This is a genomic window from Paenibacillus amylolyticus (assembly GCF_003719335.1).
In the GTDB taxonomy this organism is placed as follows: domain Bacteria; phylum Bacillota; class Bacilli; order Paenibacillales; family Paenibacillaceae; genus Paenibacillus; species Paenibacillus amylolyticus_D.
This window is the reverse complement of sequence record NZ_RIAS01000008.1, coordinates 123,096-141,054: the sequence shown is the minus strand read 5'-3', so window position 1 is coordinate 141,054 and position 17,959 is coordinate 123,096. Positions and strand designations below refer to the sequence as shown.

Below are 17,959 nucleotides of genomic sequence, written 5' to 3'. Positions count from 1 at the left end.
CTTTTCTTGTCACGTTCAAGTATCATGAGAGGAATACACAAGTTGGTCAGAAAAGGAGCAGACATTAATGAAGACAAATCATAGTAAAATTGTAGATTGTACCATTCGTGATGGTGGATTGGTGAATAATTGGGACTTTAGCGTCGACTTTGTTCAAAAGCTGTATGCAGGGTTGAATGAAGCTGGCGTTGATTATATGGAAATTGGCTACAAAAATTCGCCGAAGTTGCTTAAAGGATCCGAAGATGCCGGACCTTGGCGCTTCCTGAATGATGATTTTCTTCGTAAAGTCATTCCGCAAAAAGGCAACACCAAACTGTCTGCACTTGTGGATGTAGGACGTGTAGATGAGAACGATATTTTGCCACGCAGTGAGAGTATGCTGGATCTGATTCGTGTCGCTTGTTACAGTAAAGATGTGGACAAGGCGCTTGCACTGGTACAAACATTCCATGATCGTGGTTATGAAACGACACTGAATATTATGGCACTCTCGAATGTTATGGAGAATGAATTGCTGGAAGCTTTTGAATTGATCAAGGAGAGCTCGGTTGATGTCGTATATATCGTAGACTCTTACGGCAGCCTGGATCATAACGATGTGAAATATTTGGTGGAGAAGTTCAAGACGCATCTTCCAAATAAACGTCTTGGCGTTCACACGCATAACAACATGCAGCTTGCGTTCTCTAACACGCTCGTAGCCGCTGAACTTGGAGTTGAATTGCTCGATGCTTCTGTATACGGTATGGGCCGCGCAGCTGGAAACTGCCCAACAGAACTGCTGGTAGCTCATTTGAAAGGAACCAAGTATAATCTACGTCCAGTGCTTGAGGTATTGGAACAACTTATGGTTCCACTGAGAGAAAAAGAAGAATGGGGTTATATCCTGCCTTACATGATTACAGGGACGCTGGACGAGCACCCACGGTCGGCTATGGCACTTCGTTCATCGGAGAACAAAGACAAAGTCGTTGACTTCTACGATAAGCTAACAACGCCTGAAGTAAACTTCGATAAATAAAAATAGTCTTAAATACAGTTGTAAATTCGAAAAAAACATGGTCTCTAACCTGAGGTCCATGTTTTTTTAGTTCTTTATGCCTTGTTTTCACTCATTTTTATGAATAGATATTCCTACTTATAACTATTTTTTAGTTCACGAATAGGGATTTAAATGTTATTATGTACCAGATAGAAAATATGGAAGATTAAATTAAACAGTGGTCAATATATGTTTTTGTCGAAATGTGTAATATACTTGGTGAATCAGATCAACAGAATTCAGTTGTACACGTATTTCAGGATAGTGATCCCGGGAAGGAAAACATGGCATGAAGTTTAAAATGCAAGGTCAGAGTCACATAGGTTGGGTCGCCATCGGCGGCTTATTGTTTTTCCTCGTAAGTCAATGGTTTCGTTCTTCTTCAGGCTCTGATCTGGTTTTTTCGGGTTACCCGGTGATAACGCTTCTAGGTGGATTCGCTGCAACGGCTGCCTGTATTGGCATTTATAATCAAAGCTGGCTATTTCAAACTCAAAAATTGACGCTGCGCAGAGTGTTACTGACAACACTCTTTTTAATGATAGGTCTTTTTGAACTGGTGCACATCGTTTCATTTGCAGAAGACGTTCCTAACAGAGCGATGATGGAATCCGATTTTTCATTAATGATGTCAACGATGGGATCACTGGTTTGTTCAGTGGGACTGTTATTTATATACACCGTGCACGAGAAGCAAGTTGCATTACCGCGCAAATTTCTTCTGTTCAGCGCTACCCTAGGAGTCTTTCTGATTTTGTACATCTGTTCTATTCAAGAGTGGAGTTTACTGCCCGAGATGCTTGATGGTCATTTGCTTGGTAAAGCATTCACTCGCCTGCATTGGATTGCAGGACTGCTGTATATTACTGGGGCTGTTGTTCTGTATGTGCAGTGGAAAAAGACAAAAAACGCCGATCTACCACCTATCCTTAATGGCATGTTCTGTTTTTTGCTAGGTCAGGCGTATTTCGTGACTGCAAGTGTAGTGGACGATCTCAATCTGCTGCTTGGTATGCTCAGCAATTGTTTGGGATACTTTTTCATTCAAAAGGGGCTCTATGCATCTGTAGTTGACACCCCATTCCTGCAACAACAGGCCGCTGAGGCCAAAATGAATTACATTGCCCACCATGATGATGTCACGGGCCTTCCGAATCGCCGCCGCCTAAGCCAGCGCCTTCAACTCATGCTGGATGATGCGGTTGTGGAGGAAAAACTCGTCGGTGTACTTGTGCTCAACATTAATCGTTTCAAAACCATAAATGACTCCCTTGGGCAACAAGCGGCTAACCGGGTTCTGCGTCAGGTTGGACAGCGATTGAATCATTCATCTCTCCCGGGAGAAGAGGTGTTTGGTCTAGGGAGAGACGAATTTGCGCTAACCATGACGGACTTCTACAGTACAGATACAGCGTTACGCCGGACACGGTCGATTCTGCAGCTCTTTGAAAAACCGGTTATGGTGGATGGGAACGAATATCATCTTACGCTGGGCATAGGCATGGCCATCTTTCCTTATGATGGAGAGTCTCCACAAGAGATTATTCAGAACGCCGACACGGCTCTGCATAGTGCGAAGGAACAGGGAATTGAACTTAACCGCTATGCACATGCCATGCAGATGAAAGCTCAGGAACGATTGCAACTTGAAAATGATTTGCGCAAAGCACTGGCTCGGGGGCAGTTTTATCTGGTATACCAGCCCCAGGTGAATCTGCAAAGCGGACTGATCGTAGGCATGGAAGCTCTTGTGAGATGGCAACATCCGCAGCGCGGTTCAGTGTCACCCGCAGAGTTTATTCCGCTGGCCGAGGAGAGTGGACTGATTGTTCCGCTCGGAGAATGGGTGCTCCGACAGGCTTGTGCACAGAACAAGCTATGGCAGGAAGCGGGATATCGCAAACTGTGTGTATCCGTTAACCTATCGATGAGACAGTTCAGACATTCCCATCTGCTTGAGAGTATCAACAGTATTCTGAGGGAAACGGGACTTGAGCCGGTATGGCTTGAACTGGAGATTACGGAGAGCATGACGTTTGACAAAGATCGGGCCTTTGAACAGCTTCATAAAATTAAGGAGATTGGTGTACATATTAGTATTGATGACTTTGGCACGGGATACAGCTCACTCCATTATCTCAAGGATTTGCCGATTGACCGGCTCAAGATTGACCGATCATTTGTGAATGAAATCATGGAAGACAGCAATAACGCTGCTATTGTATCAACGATTACTTCGATGGCACACCATTTACAACTCAAGGTTACAGCAGAAGGTGTTGAGAACGAGGAACAGATGATGTTTCTCCGAAATCAGCATTGTCATGAGGCACAAGGGTATTTTTTCGGTAAGCCGATTGAAGCGGCGGACTTTGAGCAAAGGTTCTTAAGAGATATTGACAAGCCGGCAGGATAAGAAGTAGCAGGGTCGCGAGAGCGTTCCTGCCTTTCTCGTATCCAGTTTTAGGAAGAAAACTGCTGATTCACCTTGCACGTTAGTGCGGATCGTGGTATATTAAGTTTTGTAAAATCACTGTTAACTTCCATTCGGAATTTAACGGGACGTAGCTCAGCTTGGTAGAGCACCTGGTTTGGGACCAGGGGGTCGCATGTTCAAATCGTGTCGTCCCGATTGTTCATCTTGCGGGTGTAGTTCAATGGTAGAACTTTAGCCTTCCAAGCTAATAGCGTGGGTTCGATTCCCATCACCCGCTTAACAGTAGTACCCGGAAAACCCTTGGTTATCAAGGGTTTTTTCTTTTTTTTGAAATTTAGATACAGACAATGACATGCTGACCTTTGCTTTTTTCCAATGATCTGGTACAATAACGGAGAATTGATACTACACATGAATGAGAGGTAACCATACGTCCCATGAAGTAAGACACATGAAGTGAACCCCAGTTAACTGCAGATTGTTGTATGACGCAGTCAGCCGAGCGGCTGAGCAATGAGGGGATTCGTGTGTCCAAATTCAGCTATGGGAAAAGTATGAAACCAGCAGGCAATTTAGCTTGCGTATACCCTTATTAGGGTGTATTTGTTCATGCTATATTTGACCTCATATCTGCATTTTGAATGCTTGATTCCATAACGAATTGTTAAACCGCCGGCTGATGCCAGCGGTTTTTTTGATTTTTTTGTTCAAGAAAGGATGAGGACTCATGACGACATTGGTGCGCTTGCATGAAGTATCAAAAGAATGGAACGGTAATGAATTGTTTGCGGGATTGAACCTTGAAATTAACGAAGGCGAACGGCTCGCCATTTTAGGACGCAATGGATGCGGCAAAACGACACTTTTACGGATTATACTCGGTGAAGAGCAAGGGGATGGACGGATTGATCGTCATCTTCCACTCCCGGAATGGGGCTTCATGCGTCAACGTTCGGAGGTCCCGAGTGGAATAAACGTATTGAATGCAGTAAGGCGGGAGAGTGGGAGGATTGACGAGGTCAAGCGAAAACTTGAAGAACTGGAGCGGCGATTGAGTGACGCTGATGCTGCCGAAGATACCGCTTTGCTGGACGAATATGCCCGTTTTTTGGAGGAATATGAGCAACTGAACGGCTACATGTGGGAAACAGAGGTGGAGAAAGTGTTAACACGCCTCGGGTTAAGCACGGAACACTGGAGCAGGCCTTATCAATCACTTAGCGGTGGTCAGAAAACAAAAGCGCGCCTCGCTGGACTGCTGGTTAGCAAGCCCAAGTTTTTAATTTTGGATGAACCGACCAATCATCTGGATGAAGAGAGCATGCGTTGGCTCGAAGCCTGGTTATCTGCATACGAGGGTACGGTGCTGTTTGTATCCCATGACCGGACATTTATTGACCGGGTAGCAACCAGTGTAATTGAATTTAGCGCAGACAAACTGACGAAATATAGAGGTGGTTATACCGATTACAAGGGGCATAAAGAGCGGGAGTTGAAGGAACAGGAGACGATATATCGCAAACAGCAACTGGAACGAAAAGCGCTGGAGGAAACGATTCGTAATTATCAACAGTGGTTTCACAAGGCTCATAATGAGGCAGGCGGCCAAGAGGTGAAGATTACCCAGAGTTTCTACAAGGCGAGAGCGAACAAAAATATTTCGCGTTACCACGCCAAACAGAAGCAGCTAGAGCGGCTTGAGAATGAGCGGGTGGATAAACCGCGTGAAGCCGCCAAACTGAACATGGAGCTACAGATGAGCTCAATCGGGGCTCGTCAACTTCTGGCGCTGGAGGAAGTAAACTTTTCGTACGATCCTAAGCACTCGTTTCTTCACGATTTGCGGATTGCCGTTGAGCGTGGGGACCGGCTTGCCGTGCGTGGAGCAAATGGTACAGGCAAGAGCACACTGTTGAAATTAATGATTGGAGAGCTTCAACCTTCGCAGGGAAAAGTGAGCCGTCATCCCCAGCTTCGGATCGGTTATTTCTCACAAGAGCTGGAGGGCTTGCCTGAGAATGCAACACTGCTGGACAGCTTACTTGCCCTCCCTTCGATGACGCAGAGTGGTGCTCGTACCATCCTGGGATGTTTTTTATTTTCACGAGAAGATGTATTTAAACGGATTGGGGATTTAAGCATGGGGGAGAAATGCCGGGTGGCATTTCTACGATTGTATTTCGGCGGCGCCAATCTGCTGGTGCTCGATGAGCCAACGAATTATCTGGACATTGACACGCAGGAAGTGATGGAAAATGTGCTAAAAGAAGCCTCCGGTGCACTGGTTATTGTATCTCATGACCGGATGTTAGTCCGAACGCTGGCGAATCGTCTATGTGACTTGAAGCCCGATGGAACGATATCACTTTTTGAGGGAGGCGTGGCGGATTGGGAGCAAACGGTGCAACTACGGGAATCTGCACTGGACACACGTGATTCGGATGATGAGCGTCTGCGGCTGGAGATGAGACTGTCTGAGTTGCTTTCTCCCGTAAGCCCTGCAGGAACAGAACGAGAACGCCTTTCGCTCACGGAGCCTGCGGCAGAGATGGAGGGAGAATCAGCCGAGATTCGTGTCATTCAGCAACGATTGAAGGAGCTGAGAAATCAAGGTGCATCTGCAAATTAGCAACGGGGCATGCTTGCTATTTCACCGTATTTTGCATATAATAATGAACGATCATCGATCATTGGTATCGATAAAGGTTAGTTTAATTTGAACAAACGTATTGATGGAGACAAGTAAGCAGTGCCTCTGGACAGGGAGGAAGCGCCGTAGATTGAGAGCGTTTCTGTAGAACCAGGCTGCCGAAATTCACTCCGGAGCGGTTCCCTGAACCTGATGATGTGTGCAGACACAGAGACGACAGTAGGGGTAAACGGTTAACGGTCGTTATTCCGTACAAAGTGAGACAGAACGTGTTGCAGAGCTTGTTGCAATGTGACAACGGGAGTCTAACAAGGGTGGTACCACGGTCTTTTCGTCCCTTTTGGGGAGAAAAGGCCTTTTTTTGTTGCAATAACAGCATTTAAAGGAGGCAATTACACATGAAAGAACGTTTGGAAGCATTGAAGATCGAAGCGCTGGAACAGCTGTCTGGCGTTAACGATCCGCAGACGCTGGCTGATCTGCGTGTAAAGTATTTGGGCAAAAAAGGGGCATTGACTGAGATTCTGCGCGGCATGGGTGCACTTAGTGCGGAAGAGCGTCCAGTCATTGGACAAGTGGGTAACGAGGTTCGTGGAGCGATTGAAGAGGTGATCAACAGCAAGCAGGAGCAATTCCAGAAGGAAGAGACTGCGAAGCGACTTCAATCCGAGAAAATTGATGTAACCTTGCCGGGGCGCCGTGGACGTCAAGGCGGACTGCATCCGCTGACCAAAGTAGTGCAGGAGATCGAAGATATTTTCATCGGTATGGGATACCGCGTAGCAGAAGGTCCTGAGGTGGAGATGGACTATTACAACTTCGAAGCCCTGAATCTGCCAAAGAACCACCCGGCGCGCGATATGCAGGATTCCTTCTATGTTACTGAGGATCTGTTGATGCGTACGCATACTTCTCCGGTACAGGTTCGTACGATGCAAAGCATGAAAGGTGAGGTGCCTGTCAAAGTCATCTGCCCGGGTAAAGTATATCGCCGCGATGACGACGATGCCACACACTCCTTCCAGTTCCATCAAGTCGAAGGCCTTGTAATCAGTGAAAACATTCGTATGAGTGATTTGAAAGGAACGTTGCTGCAATTTGTGCGTGAAATGTTCGGCGCTCACACGGAAATTCGTCTGCGTCCAAGCTTCTTCCCGTTCACCGAGCCAAGTGCGGAAGTCGATGTCACTTGTGTACAATGCGGTGGTAGCGGATGCCGTGTCTGCAAACAAACAGGCTGGCTCGAAATTTTGGGCGGCGGTATGGTTCACCCGAAAGTGCTGGAGATGGGCGGATATGACCCGGAGAAATACAGTGGCTTTGCCTTTGGTATGGGTGTAGAGCGAATCGCAATGCTGAAGTATGGCATAGATGATATTCGTCATTTCTATAACAGTGATCAGACGTTCCTGAAACAATTCGGACGGCTGTAATGATATTGAACGTCAATGAACGTCAAAACTAATACAAAGATTAAGGAAGTGAACGTGCATGAGAGTATCGACAGATTGGCTGTCTGATTATATTGCCCTTGAAGGTGTAACACCACAGGAGCTGGCAGAGAAAATCACCCGTGCAGGGATCGAGATTGATGTTGTGGAGAACCGCAACCAAGGGGTAAACAAGGTTGTTGTTGGTTACGTGAAGAGTAAGGAGAAACACCCGGACGCGGACAAGCTGAATGTCTGTGTAATTGATGCAGGGCAAGAGGAAGAGCTGCAGATCGTATGTGGCGCGAAAAATGTGGATGCGGGTCAAAAGGTAGCGGTAGCCCTTGTTGGTGCAAAGCTTCCAGGCGGGCTGGATATTAAAAAAGCGAAGCTGCGCGGCGTGGTATCGCTTGGTATGATTTGTTCTGCCAAAGAGCTTGGCATGAACGACAAATTGCTGCCTAAAGAGCAACAGGAAGGTATTCTTGTTCTGCCGGAAAACACAGAGGTTGGCACGCCAATTAGCCAGGTGCTTGGCTTGGATGATCATGTGCTGGAACTGGATTTGACGCCGAACCGCTCCGACGCCTTGAGTATGCGGGGGGCAGCATACGAAGTGGGTGCGATCCTGGGACGCGAAGTGACGTTGCCGAATCCGAAAGATCAGCTGGTCGAAGCTGGTGATGAAGCGGCTAATCATATTTCTGTAGAGATCAAAGCTCAGGAGCAATGCATCCATTATGCAGCTCGTTATGTGACTGGCATCAAACTGGGTGCTTCCCCGCTGTGGATGCAAAACCGTCTCATGGCAGCTGGTGTTCGTCCAATCAACAATATCGTGGACATTACGAATTATGTCATGCTGGAATATGGTCAGCCGCTGCACGCATTTGATGCAGATAAGCTGGAGAACGGACGTATTGAAGTGCGTATGGCACATGAAGGCGAAACGATTGTGACGTTGGATGGACAGGAGCGTAAGCTGGAACCGCATATGCTGCTGATTACCGACGGCGTGAAGCCTGTTGCCATCGCTGGAGTTATGGGTGGTGAAAATTCCGAGGTATCGGAAAGCACCGTGAATCTGCTCTTGGAGTCCGCCAAGTTCGATGGCGGAACGGTTCGGAAGACATCGCGCCAACTGGGGCTGCGTTCCGAAGCAAGCTTGCGTTTTGAAAAAGAAGTAGACCCGGGTGCGGTGATTACGGCTTTGGATCGTGCGGCTGAACTCATTCAGCGTTATGCATCAGGCCAAGTGCATCAAGGGATTGTTCAAGCGGGCGCTGAATCTTCCGAGAAGCGTGTCATTCAAATGTCTCTGAACAGACTTAACCGTTACTTGGGCACGGATCTATCTCTGCTTGAGGTGAAAACAATCTTTGCCCGGTTGCACTTTGCATGTGGTGATGCGGAGCAGGGGGTTCTCGATGTGGAAGTGCCTACTCGTAGAGGGGATATCACGATGGATGTGGATCTGTTCGAAGAGGTAGCCCGTCTATACGGGTACGACAACATTCCAACAACGTGGATCGAAGGCCCGACTACACCAGGAGCATATACCCGTCCTCAAGCCATTCGTCGTACCATCCGTGGGTTGATGTCTGGAAGCGGCTGGCAGGAAATGATCAGTTATTCCTTTGTTCATCCAGACAAAGCAGTGCTGTTCCCTGCTCTTACACAAGGAAGCAAAGCGGTTAAGCTGGCTATGCCGATGAGTGAAGATCGTAGTGTGTTGCGTACGAGCATTTTGCCGCAGATGCTGGATGCTGCTGTATACAACATGAACCGGAAGCAGGATTCGCTTGCTGTGTTTGAAGTGGGCAGTGTTTTCTTCACGGAGGAAGAGAAGCTGACGAAGCAGCCTCATGAAATACCGGTACTCTCCATGTTGCTTACGGGTAATCGTGTAGCGCAACAATGGAATGTCGGAGCAGAGAAAGTGGATTTCTTTGACATCAAAGGTGCACTTGAGAACTTGTTTGCTTATTTGGGGCTGGAACAGCGGATTCTTTACGTAGCGAACAGTCCGGAAGGATTTCATCCAGGGCGTTCTGCCTCTATCTATTTGGATGGCAAAGACGGCGGTGAAGGCACATTGATCGGTACTCTCGGTCAATTGCATCCAGAATTACAGCAACAATATGATCTAAATGATGTTTATGTTGCTGAAATTGTTCTTGAAGCGATATATCAGGAAGCGGATGCGGATATTCGTTATCGTGAACTTCCGCGTTTCCCGGCAGTGGAGCGTGATATTGCTGTGGTGGTAAGCAAAGATATTGAAGCCGGTGACATGCTTCGTGCAATTCGTGAATCCGCTGGGGAGCTGTTGCAGACGGTACAGGTATTCGATGTATTTACAGGTAGCAAGCTGGGGGAAGACAAGAAAAGTGTGGCGATGGCGCTGGTATACCGGAACCGTGAGCGCACGCTAACCGACGAAGAGATTACTGAAGTTCATGCGCGTGTCGTAACACATCTGGAAGAGCAATTCAACGCAGAACTGCGCAAATAGGACAGAAGTCAATTTTTTGAACAAAGATTAGCAGGAATTGCTTGAAGTCACATCGAATCCTTAGCATTAGAGGATCGATGTGACTTTTTTGTCATTACAGCTTAGAATCAACATACAGACTTGAAGGAGGGCACAACTGTGACTACACCTGATCGTACACGCGTCACCGTAGAGATCTACGGGACTTCCTATAAACTGGTCGGCAGCAGTGCCGATTATATGAAACAAGTAGCTAATCTGGTAGATGAGCGTATGAGCGCTATCTCCAAAAGTCATTCCCGTTTGGACACGCCGCGTATTGCTGTACTTGCGGCCGTACATATGGCTGAGCAGTCTCTTCAGACGCAGGAGATCCGAAATGAGCTCAAGATGCTGACGGGAGAACGAACAGAACTTCGAAATGAATTGAACCGATTAAACGCCATTCAGAGTGAACACCAAAAGGAATTGCAGCAACGAGATCAATCTCTCGCTGAAGTGCGCCAGCAGAAGATTGAAGCGGAGCAGGCTTTGCAAAAGCTCACGGCAGACAAACAGGCTGAAATCACCAAACTGAATGCGATGTTGGAGCAAGAGCGCAGCCAAATGAAGGATCAGATCCAGAAGCTGCAGGCACAAGCCGCGGCACAACTCAAAGAGGCAGAAGCGAAAGGCAATTCACGTGTAAAGGAAACAGAGGAAAAAGCAGCAAACCAACTCAAACAAGTACAGGCTCAATCTGCTTCGCAGCTTAAAGAAGCACAGAACCGTGCTGCAGCTGAGTTGCAGCAGGTGCGGGCCAAAGCCTCGGCCGAGTACAAGGAGTTGCAGGACAGAACTGCGGCACAATTGAAGGAAGCCGAAAGCAAGGCTGTAGCAGAGCGCCAAAAACTGCAGGTTCAGGCAGCAGAACAGGTAAAAGCGGCCAAAGAAGAGGCAGAAGCAGCGATCCTCTTGGAACTGGAGCAGGCTGAACTCAAATTGAAGCAGGTGCAGGAAGAGGCGGCCCTTCAATATAGCGAACTTGAAAATCAAATGAAGCAACGTCTGGAGCAAGCTGAACAGAATGCACGGAAGCAGGCAGATGCGCTCGAAGCGCAAGCGAAACAGGAACATGAAGCATGGCTTGCTGACGCTGAGCAGAAGCACCAGGCTGCCTTGGAGCAGTTGCGGGCTGAGTTTAAGGCTCTCTCTGAGCAATCCGAACTGGAATGGATGGAGAAAGAGGCATTCTATGAAGAACAATTGAAAGAAGAGCAAGAAGCAGCGGCCACCCGTACAGCTGAGGCAACGGCTGCGGCTGAGGAAATGCTCCAGCAAGAGCAGCGTAAACTGGCTCGTCAGTTGGAGGAAGAACGCGCTCAGGCAAATGCTCGAATAACGGAGATCAATGAACAACTGGGCGAGGTTCGGAGTCAGCTTCAACATGCGCAGGAAGTGGTTTCTGAGCAAGAACAGTTGCTTCAAGCGGAACGTACCCAAGTGGAGTCGTTGCGACAGGAGCACGAGATCCGTATTCAGGAACAGGAGACCCAGACACGTCGAATTGCGGAGCTCCAGCAACAATTAGAGCAGTTGAGAGGAGACAGCAATGATCTGCAAAACAAACTTCGTGAAACGGAGCAGTCGTTGAAACAGACACAGGAGTCTCAGCAACAGTGGCAAGATCAGTATAATGAAGCAGTGGATCGTGAAACAGCGCTCACAGCTCAACTGCGCAAACTCCAGGAGCAGCATACGCAGCTTGAACAGGATGCGCAGCATTTGCTTGAAGCAGAAGCGAAATCAGAAGAAGAACAGCGCAGACTACACAAGGTGCTTGAGCAAGCGCATGCAGCTGTCCGTACATTACAAAATGAGATCACAACATTGACGGAAAGTGAACAATCTTGGAAAAAAGTTGCTGAACAGAGGCTCGCTGATATTGGCGATCTGGAGAATCAGATTCTCGAGGCGGCTGATCAGAATGAGACGCTGGAGGCTGGTGTGCAGTCCTTGCATGATGAACTTTCTGTCGTGAAGGAAGAAGCACGTCTTTACAATGAAGAAGCCGTTCGTTATGAGAAAGAAAACGAGCACCTGGAAGAGAAACTCAAACAATTGAATGAGGAACTTCAGGGCACTCGTAGTGAGCTGAGTGAACATCTTAAGGAGTTAGATGACCAGCATAAGGAATTAAATGATACTCGCGATGAATTGCATGGTGCCCAAGAGGAATTGAGTCGTCTGCAGGAGCAATATAAGCAGATCCGTAACGATTACAGCGATGCTCTTCAACGAGAAGAGAATGCTGGTTCGCTGATGAGTGAACTCGAAGCGGAGAAGAATGCGCTGGAGCAATCGCTGAACGAAGCAAGACAGTCCGCTGAACAGCTTGCCAAGCGTTATACAGAGCAAGCGAATCAACTCGCGCAGACGGAAGAGGAAGCTCTCGAATGGCAAATTAAATATGAGGATCTAGCCGCCAATCAGGCGGAACTGTCTTCTCGAATTCAACAACTGGTGACACGTGAAGAAGAGCTTCGCTCTCAGTTGGAACAGGCAACTCAGTCGGCAGAGCAGAACGAACAGGTATGGAAGGTACGTGCTGACGAATGGGCGGAGCAGGAGCAGGCATGGCAGGATCGCTGGACAGCGCTCGAGAGTGAATTGACAGCGTGGCAGCGTGAGAGTGCAGCAAGTTCCGAGAAGCTCGAAGAACTGGTACAAGAACGAGACCAGTTGCTCAGGGAGCGTTTGAAGCGGGAACAGCAACAAGTGGAGGCTGATGAAGAGAAGCAGATCATGGAAAATGAACTACGCGAAATAGGTGAACGTTATGAACTGGCAGCCAACCAGCTTCGATTGCTGCAGGTTGAACGGGAGATGGAACAAGAAAAGGCAGAGCAGTTGAATACGGAGTATCGTCAGCTGCACGATGAATATACGAAGTTACAGACGGAATATAACGAATGGATTGAATTGATTGAGCAGGATCAGACGTAGCGGATAGACTCTTTCGTCCCTCGATGGTTGATCAGCGAACTCTTGCATAATTTGTTATAATACAAAAAGAGCTCCCGTCGCTGCGGGGGCTCTTGTCTTGAGGTGTTATTCTTCTACTATAATTTTGGAGATCATGCTGCTGTGTCCAGAACCACAAAAAACGGAACATGACATTTCGAACTCTCCGACTTTATCTGGGATAATGACTTTGGAACTTTTTTGGGTGTCCAACCGAAGATTGAACTCAGGCACGAGCAAACCGTGATTTCCGTTGACGTTTTCATAAACAATCTTCACAGGCACGCCTTTTTTTAGTCGATATTCGGGTTGATCAAATTCGTAGTTGCTTGCCTTGATCACGAGTTGCTCACTGGCTGTAACCTCTGGCTCGGATGCTTCTGAATCTTTGGGGCTACCGCATGCAGCAAGAACAAGGATTAACATTAAGGCAGCAAGCCATGTTACACCTTTTTTCATCATGTACCTCCTTCAACGTGTGAGATGGATCAAATTTGAATGATTTCTCAAGTCATCATACCGCAATCTGCCGATGCATGGGCATGTGGGGTATGTCGTTTTATTGAAATTTATCGAGTTGCTGCTGGTTACTAATGTTCAAAAAGAAAAACCTCTTCAGGCCAACGGCCTTCCGAGGTTTAGATGTCTTGTTAGAGCGTTTGCCAGTATGACAGGCAGTTTTTAGCTTTTTGAGTTTCGTCCGGCATCAAACGGTGTGGATACCGGAATGAAGAGATCGATAATCCCGATGACCAATGCGGCGAGAATGGCACCGAGAAGACTGACCTCAACGTGATCAACCACATATTGACCTAGCCAAATGACCAGTGCGCTTACGATAAAGCCGACGATTCCCCGGCCAAAAGGATTCACTCTTTTGCCAAAGATGCCTTCAACGATCCAGCCCAGTAATGCGATGACCAATGCAAGCATCAGGGCGCTCCAGAAACCACCAACGGCGAAACCGGGAACGATCCAGCTTACAACCATTAAGACGATAGCTGCGATAATAAATCGTACGACATGGCCCAGAAAATTCATGGGGGTTTACCTCCTTTGTTCAGATTGGATTGGGCATAAACATGGGAACTCTAAGGGAGTAAAATGAATAGCACAATCCTGACACATGTAGTTTGTGGCGTCTTCCCTCAAGTTATGTGTGGAAGGATTCGTTAAATAGCGCAACAACGTTTCTTTCGTTATAATACAGGTATAGTTTGGAAGGAGTTGTACACTTGGATACGAAAATATTACACACACTAGAATATCGCAAAATTCTAAATACATTGACCGGCTTCGCTCAAACATCAACGGGCAAGAAAAAAGCAGAGCAGCTTGAGCCGAATAGTGACCTGGAAGAAGTAAAACGTTTGCTTCAACAAACGGATGAAGCTTTCACCTTTGAGCGTCTGAAAGGTTCCCCGTCCTTTGGCGGAATTGTAGATATCACGGCTTCTGTAAAACGAGCCGAGATTGGGGGCACACTCAACCCGCATGAACTGCTGGGCATTTCCACGACGACACATGCAGCCAGACGGTTGAAACGTCAGATTGCAACGCTGCATGAGGACGAGCCGATCGCATCGCTCTTTTATATCAGTGACCAGTTGTCGGAACAGAAGGAGCTTGAAGACGCGATCCGTATCTGCATTGATGATAATGCGGAGGTTGCAGATAGTGCGAGTGTAACGCTGGCACAGATTCGCCGTGAACTGCGGGGGGGAGAAGCACGAATTCGGGAAAAGCTGGATTCAATGATTCGTTCTTCCACCGTATCCAAAATGCTGCAAGATCAGCTCATTACGATTCGTGGAGATCGATTTGTGATTCCGGTCAAAGCAGAATACCGCTCTTATTTTGGCGGCATTGTTCATGATCAGTCAGGTTCAGGAGCGACTCTATTCATTGAGCCGGAATCCATCGTGGCTATGAACAATAAATTACGCGAAACCCGGATTCGGGAAGAGCGCGAAATTGAGATCATTTTGCAAAAATTGACGGCCCTTGTCAGTGAGCAGGGGGAGTGGCTGTTATATGATGTCGATTTGCTGTCATCACTTGATTTTATTTTTGCCAAAGCACGTTTAGCCCGTGAACTGAAAGCAACATTGCCTCGAATGAATGATCGGGGCTTCCTCAAGCTGAAAAAAGGACGTCATCCACTGATTCCGATTGAACATGTTGTTCCGATTGATGTAGAGCTTGGTAACGACTACACCTCTATAATCGTGACTGGACCAAATACGGGCGGTAAAACAGTAACGTTGAAAACGATTGGTCTATTAAGTTTGATGGCCATGTCAGGATTGTTTGTGCCAGCCGAAGATGGGAGTCAACTGTGTGTATTCGATGCAATATATGCCGACATTGGTGACGAACAGAGTATCGAGCAGAATCTGAGTACGTTCTCTAGCCATATGACCAACATCATTCGTATTTTGAAAAATATGACGCCCAAAAGTCTCATCCTTCTAGACGAACTCGGAGCGGGAACAGACCCGGCGGAAGGTTCTGCGCTGGCGATCTCTATGTTAGAGCATATGCACCAGACAGGTTGCCGCATGGTGGCAACGACTCACTATAGTGAGCTGAAGGCTTATGCGTATGAGCGTAAAGGTGTTATTAATGCCAGCATGGAATTTGATATCAATACACTGAGTCCGACATACCGTCTGCTGGTTGGTGTACCGGGACGCAGTAACGCTTTTGCGATTGCAGAGAGACTGGGACTTCCAGCGTACATTCTGGATTACGCTCGCGGTGAAGTGAAAGAAGAAGACCAGCGGATTGAACACATGATCGCTTCCCTCGAAGAGAACCGTCTTACAGCTGAACAAGAGCGTCTAAAAGCGGAAATGCTTCGCCAAGATATGGAAAAACTGCGCAGCCGCCATCAAGCCGAACTCGAAAAGCTGGAACAACAGCGTGATCGCCGGATTGAGAAAGCGGAGGAAGATGCGCGTAGCATTGTAGATAAGGCTCGTGCAGAAGCGGAGAAAATTATTGCTGATCTTCGTCAGCTGGCCCTGGAAGAGGGTGCTTCTGTCAAGGAGCATAAATTGATCGCTGCTCGCAAGCAACTGGATGAAGCAGAGCCGGAAAAACGTAAAAAAACGGTGAATAAAACAGCCGCTCCAAAAGCACGTGCAATTGGCCCAGGTGATGAAGTTCTGGTTTACAGTCTGAATCAGAAGGGGCATGTCGTGGAGATGGCAGGAAACAAGGATGCTGTTGTGCAGCTCGGGATTATGAAAATGAAGGTGTCGCTGGATGATTTGGAGTTGCAACAAACTGCGCCGGCAGCAAAACAGCCAAAGCAAAAACCAGTCACAGGCATGAAGCGCACTCGAGATGGTAACGTGAAGAGTGAGCTGGATCTACGGGGAGCGAATTTGGAAGAAGCACTGATGGAAGCAGATCGTTTTATCGATGAAGCATTCCTCGCCAACTTGGGTCAAGTGTATATTATCCATGGTAAAGGTACAGGAATTTTGCGTACGGGTATTCAGGATTACCTACGGAAGCATAAACATATTAAAAGTTATCGTCTAGGCAATTACGGAGAGGGAGGCAACGGTGTAACCGTCGCTGAACTGGAATAGCCTGAACATGAATGAAAAAAAATCTGCTGTCCAGTGAAGTCGGACAGCAGATTCGGAAGGAGAATGGGGAGTGAAAGAAGCGATTGACGGACTGCTGTCTCATCCGCTGGGGATGGTCCTCGGTTTCTTCTCGGTTGCCATTATGGAGCTGCTTGTTTTTCTCGCTTGCTTCGAACTGGTGACCAAATATAAATGCTGGACGGAGATCAAAAAAGGCAATGTGGCTGTGGCTATGGCTACAGGCGGGAAAATCTTCGGAATTTGCAACGTACTCCGTTTTTGTATTCAGGCCAAATCTTCTGTATATGAAGCAATGACATGGTCTATTGTCGGGTTTATTTTGCTGCTCATTGCTTATTTTTTGTTCGAGTTCCTGACGCCGGTGTTTTCAATTGACCGGGAGATTGAAGCAGATAACCGTGCAGTTGGATTGATATCCATGATCATTTCTGTCTCACTGTCCTTTGTTATTGGCGCAAGCATTATCTAGGGGGATCGATGATGAAAATATTGATACGGATTTTGTTTGCGGCATCGATTGTATTTTTTGCCATCGGTGTGATCTATGTGTTAAATACGTAATTATGTGAAATGAAAGAGAAAGGTTGATACATGATGGAAACAACGATATGCCCTTGGTGCCAAACCGAGATTGTTTGGGATGAGGAACTGGGTCCGGAAGAAGAGTGTCCGTATTGTCACAATGAATTGAAGGGTTACCGTACACTGAACATTAACATCGGCGACGAAGAGAATGATGACAGTGAAGAAGAGTTCGACATGGAAAATATTTCAAATGACAAAGAGCAAATTTCAGACCTGACTTCGCTTTGGGGCGATGAAGTGGAGCTGAAGTTGCCAGAACTTCGTACTTTGAACAAATATGCAGATGAGGGCAACGATCTGATTCAATATGAACAAGGTGTAGAAAAGCAACTGGATCAGCAAGAGGAAGTACCCGAGTGTCCGAACTGCCGTGAATTTATGATTCTAGCTGGAACGCAGACAGCGAGTCAGGATACCTTCACACCAATGGCTAATGCAGCTTCTGGAAAAGGCGTTGTCTTGTCATCTCCATTTACGGTGCTGACTTACGTGTGCTCTGGTTGTTTCCAGGTTCAATACAGTTTGTCTGAGGATGACCGTTTGCGTTTGATTCAGAACCTGAGTGCACACGAATAGATTACATTGGTTTGAAAACTAATTTTATACAACACCAAAGATTCATCATGTTTTCCTCCGGCTTGGGGTACGTTAACCCTTAAGAGCCGCCTGTCCACGTAAGCTGGCATCAGGTG

At 47.2% G+C, this 17,959-nt stretch carries 11 protein-coding genes and 2 tRNA genes; 11 read left to right on the top strand and 2 right to left on the bottom strand.

Translation table 11 applies throughout. The annotated features are described in order from the left end of the window. Positions 1 to 67 precede the first annotated feature (67 nt). From EC604_RS15770 to EC604_RS15735, 8 genes are all read left to right on the top strand, one after another. Positions 68 to 1,024 carry an aldolase catalytic domain-containing protein gene (locus tag EC604_RS15770; RefSeq protein ID WP_123065076.1) on the top strand — a complete coding sequence of 319 codons (957 nt, stop codon included), beginning with the start codon at positions 68 to 70 and terminating at the stop codon, positions 1,022 to 1,024. 310 nt (positions 1,025 to 1,334) lie between these two features. Beyond that, on the top strand, positions 1,335 to 3,461 hold the full coding sequence (locus EC604_RS15765; protein WP_240036921.1) for a bifunctional diguanylate cyclase/phosphodiesterase: 2,127 nt from the start codon (positions 1,335 to 1,337) through the stop codon (positions 3,459 to 3,461). 142 nt (positions 3,462 to 3,603) lie between these two features. Beyond that, a tRNA-Pro gene (locus EC604_RS15760) sits at positions 3,604 to 3,677 on the top strand. A gap of 11 nt (positions 3,678 to 3,688) precedes the next feature. After that, positions 3,689 to 3,759: transfer RNA gene (locus EC604_RS15755), tRNA-Gly, on the top strand. Positions 3,760 to 4,209: 450 nt separating this feature from the next. After that, positions 4,210 to 6,111, top strand: coding sequence for a ribosomal protection-like ABC-F family protein (gene abc-f, locus EC604_RS15750; RefSeq protein ID WP_123065075.1), 1,902 nt, complete (start codon positions 4,210 to 4,212; stop codon positions 6,109 to 6,111). A gap of 419 nt (positions 6,112 to 6,530) precedes the next feature. Then, positions 6,531 to 7,565 carry a phenylalanine--tRNA ligase subunit alpha gene (pheS, locus tag EC604_RS15745; protein WP_123065074.1) on the top strand — a complete coding sequence of 345 codons (1,035 nt, stop codon included), beginning with the start codon at positions 6,531 to 6,533 and terminating at the stop codon, positions 7,563 to 7,565. A gap of 58 nt (positions 7,566 to 7,623) precedes the next feature. Beyond that, a complete protein-coding gene (gene pheT / locus EC604_RS15740; protein WP_123065073.1) occupies positions 7,624 to 10,077 on the top strand; it encodes a phenylalanine--tRNA ligase subunit beta in 2,454 nt (817 codons plus the stop codon). A 138-nt stretch (positions 10,078 to 10,215) separates the two neighbouring features. Next, the gene (locus tag EC604_RS15735) at positions 10,216 to 13,041 is read left to right on the top strand and encodes a hypothetical protein (protein ID WP_123065072.1); all 2,826 of its coding nucleotides are present in this window, start codon (positions 10,216 to 10,218) and stop codon (positions 13,039 to 13,041) included. Positions 13,042 to 13,146: 105 nt separating this feature from the next. Here the strand turns inward: EC604_RS15735 and EC604_RS15730 are convergent, their stop codons facing one another. Both EC604_RS15730 and EC604_RS15725 read right to left on the bottom strand, forming a co-directional pair. Continuing rightward, positions 13,147 to 13,518, bottom strand: coding sequence for a cytochrome C oxidase subunit II (locus tag EC604_RS15730; protein WP_123065071.1), 372 nt, complete (start codon positions 13,516 to 13,518; stop codon positions 13,147 to 13,149). Positions 13,519 to 13,740: 222 nt separating this feature from the next. Further along, a complete protein-coding gene (locus EC604_RS15725) occupies positions 13,741 to 14,100 on the bottom strand; it encodes a phage holin family protein (protein ID WP_123065070.1) in 360 nt (119 codons plus the stop codon). A 194-nt stretch (positions 14,101 to 14,294) separates the two neighbouring features. Between EC604_RS15725 and EC604_RS15720 the strand changes: the two genes are divergently transcribed. The 3 genes from EC604_RS15720 to EC604_RS15710 all read left to right on the top strand — a co-directional run bounded on the left by EC604_RS15720 (position 14,295) and on the right by EC604_RS15710 (position 17,843). Beyond that, positions 14,295 to 16,661: an endonuclease MutS2 gene (locus tag EC604_RS15720; RefSeq protein ID WP_123065069.1), complete on the top strand. Its 2,367-nt coding sequence runs from the start codon at positions 14,295 to 14,297 to the stop codon at positions 16,659 to 16,661. A gap of 112 nt (positions 16,662 to 16,773) precedes the next feature. After that, positions 16,774 to 17,151, top strand: a complete 378-nt coding sequence (locus EC604_RS15715) for a DUF350 domain-containing protein (protein WP_123065230.1) — start codon at positions 16,774 to 16,776, stop codon at positions 17,149 to 17,151. A gap of 125 nt (positions 17,152 to 17,276) precedes the next feature. Further along, the gene (locus EC604_RS15710) at positions 17,277 to 17,843 is read left to right on the top strand and encodes a hypothetical protein (protein ID WP_123065229.1); all 567 of its coding nucleotides are present in this window, start codon (positions 17,277 to 17,279) and stop codon (positions 17,841 to 17,843) included. Positions 17,844 to 17,959: the final 116 nt, after the last annotated feature.

What these genes read in the sequence shown, in the direction of transcription:
- pheT (WP_123065073.1), top strand. Translation starts at nt 7,624, where the DNA reads ATGAGAGTATCGACAGATTGGCTGTCTGATTATATTGCCCTTGAAGGT.
- EC604_RS15770 (WP_123065076.1), top strand. Translation starts at nt 68, where the DNA reads ATGAAGACAAATCATAGTAAAATTGTAGATTGTACCATTCGTGATGGT.
- EC604_RS15725 (WP_123065070.1), bottom strand. Translation starts at nt 14,100, where the DNA reads ATGAATTTTCTGGGCCATGTCGTACGATTTATTATCGCAGCTATCGTC.
- EC604_RS15715 (WP_123065230.1), top strand. Translation starts at nt 16,774, where the DNA reads ATGGTCCTCGGTTTCTTCTCGGTTGCCATTATGGAGCTGCTTGTTTTT.
- pheS (WP_123065074.1), top strand. Translation starts at nt 6,531, where the DNA reads ATGAAAGAACGTTTGGAAGCATTGAAGATCGAAGCGCTGGAACAGCTG.
- abc-f (WP_123065075.1), top strand. Translation starts at nt 4,210, where the DNA reads ATGACGACATTGGTGCGCTTGCATGAAGTATCAAAAGAATGGAACGGT.
- EC604_RS15710 (WP_123065229.1), top strand. Translation starts at nt 17,277, where the DNA reads ATGGAAACAACGATATGCCCTTGGTGCCAAACCGAGATTGTTTGGGAT.
- EC604_RS15765 (WP_240036921.1), top strand. Translation starts at nt 1,335, where the DNA reads ATGAAGTTTAAAATGCAAGGTCAGAGTCACATAGGTTGGGTCGCCATC.
- EC604_RS15730 (WP_123065071.1), bottom strand. Translation starts at nt 13,518, where the DNA reads ATGAAAAAAGGTGTAACATGGCTTGCTGCCTTAATGTTAATCCTTGTT.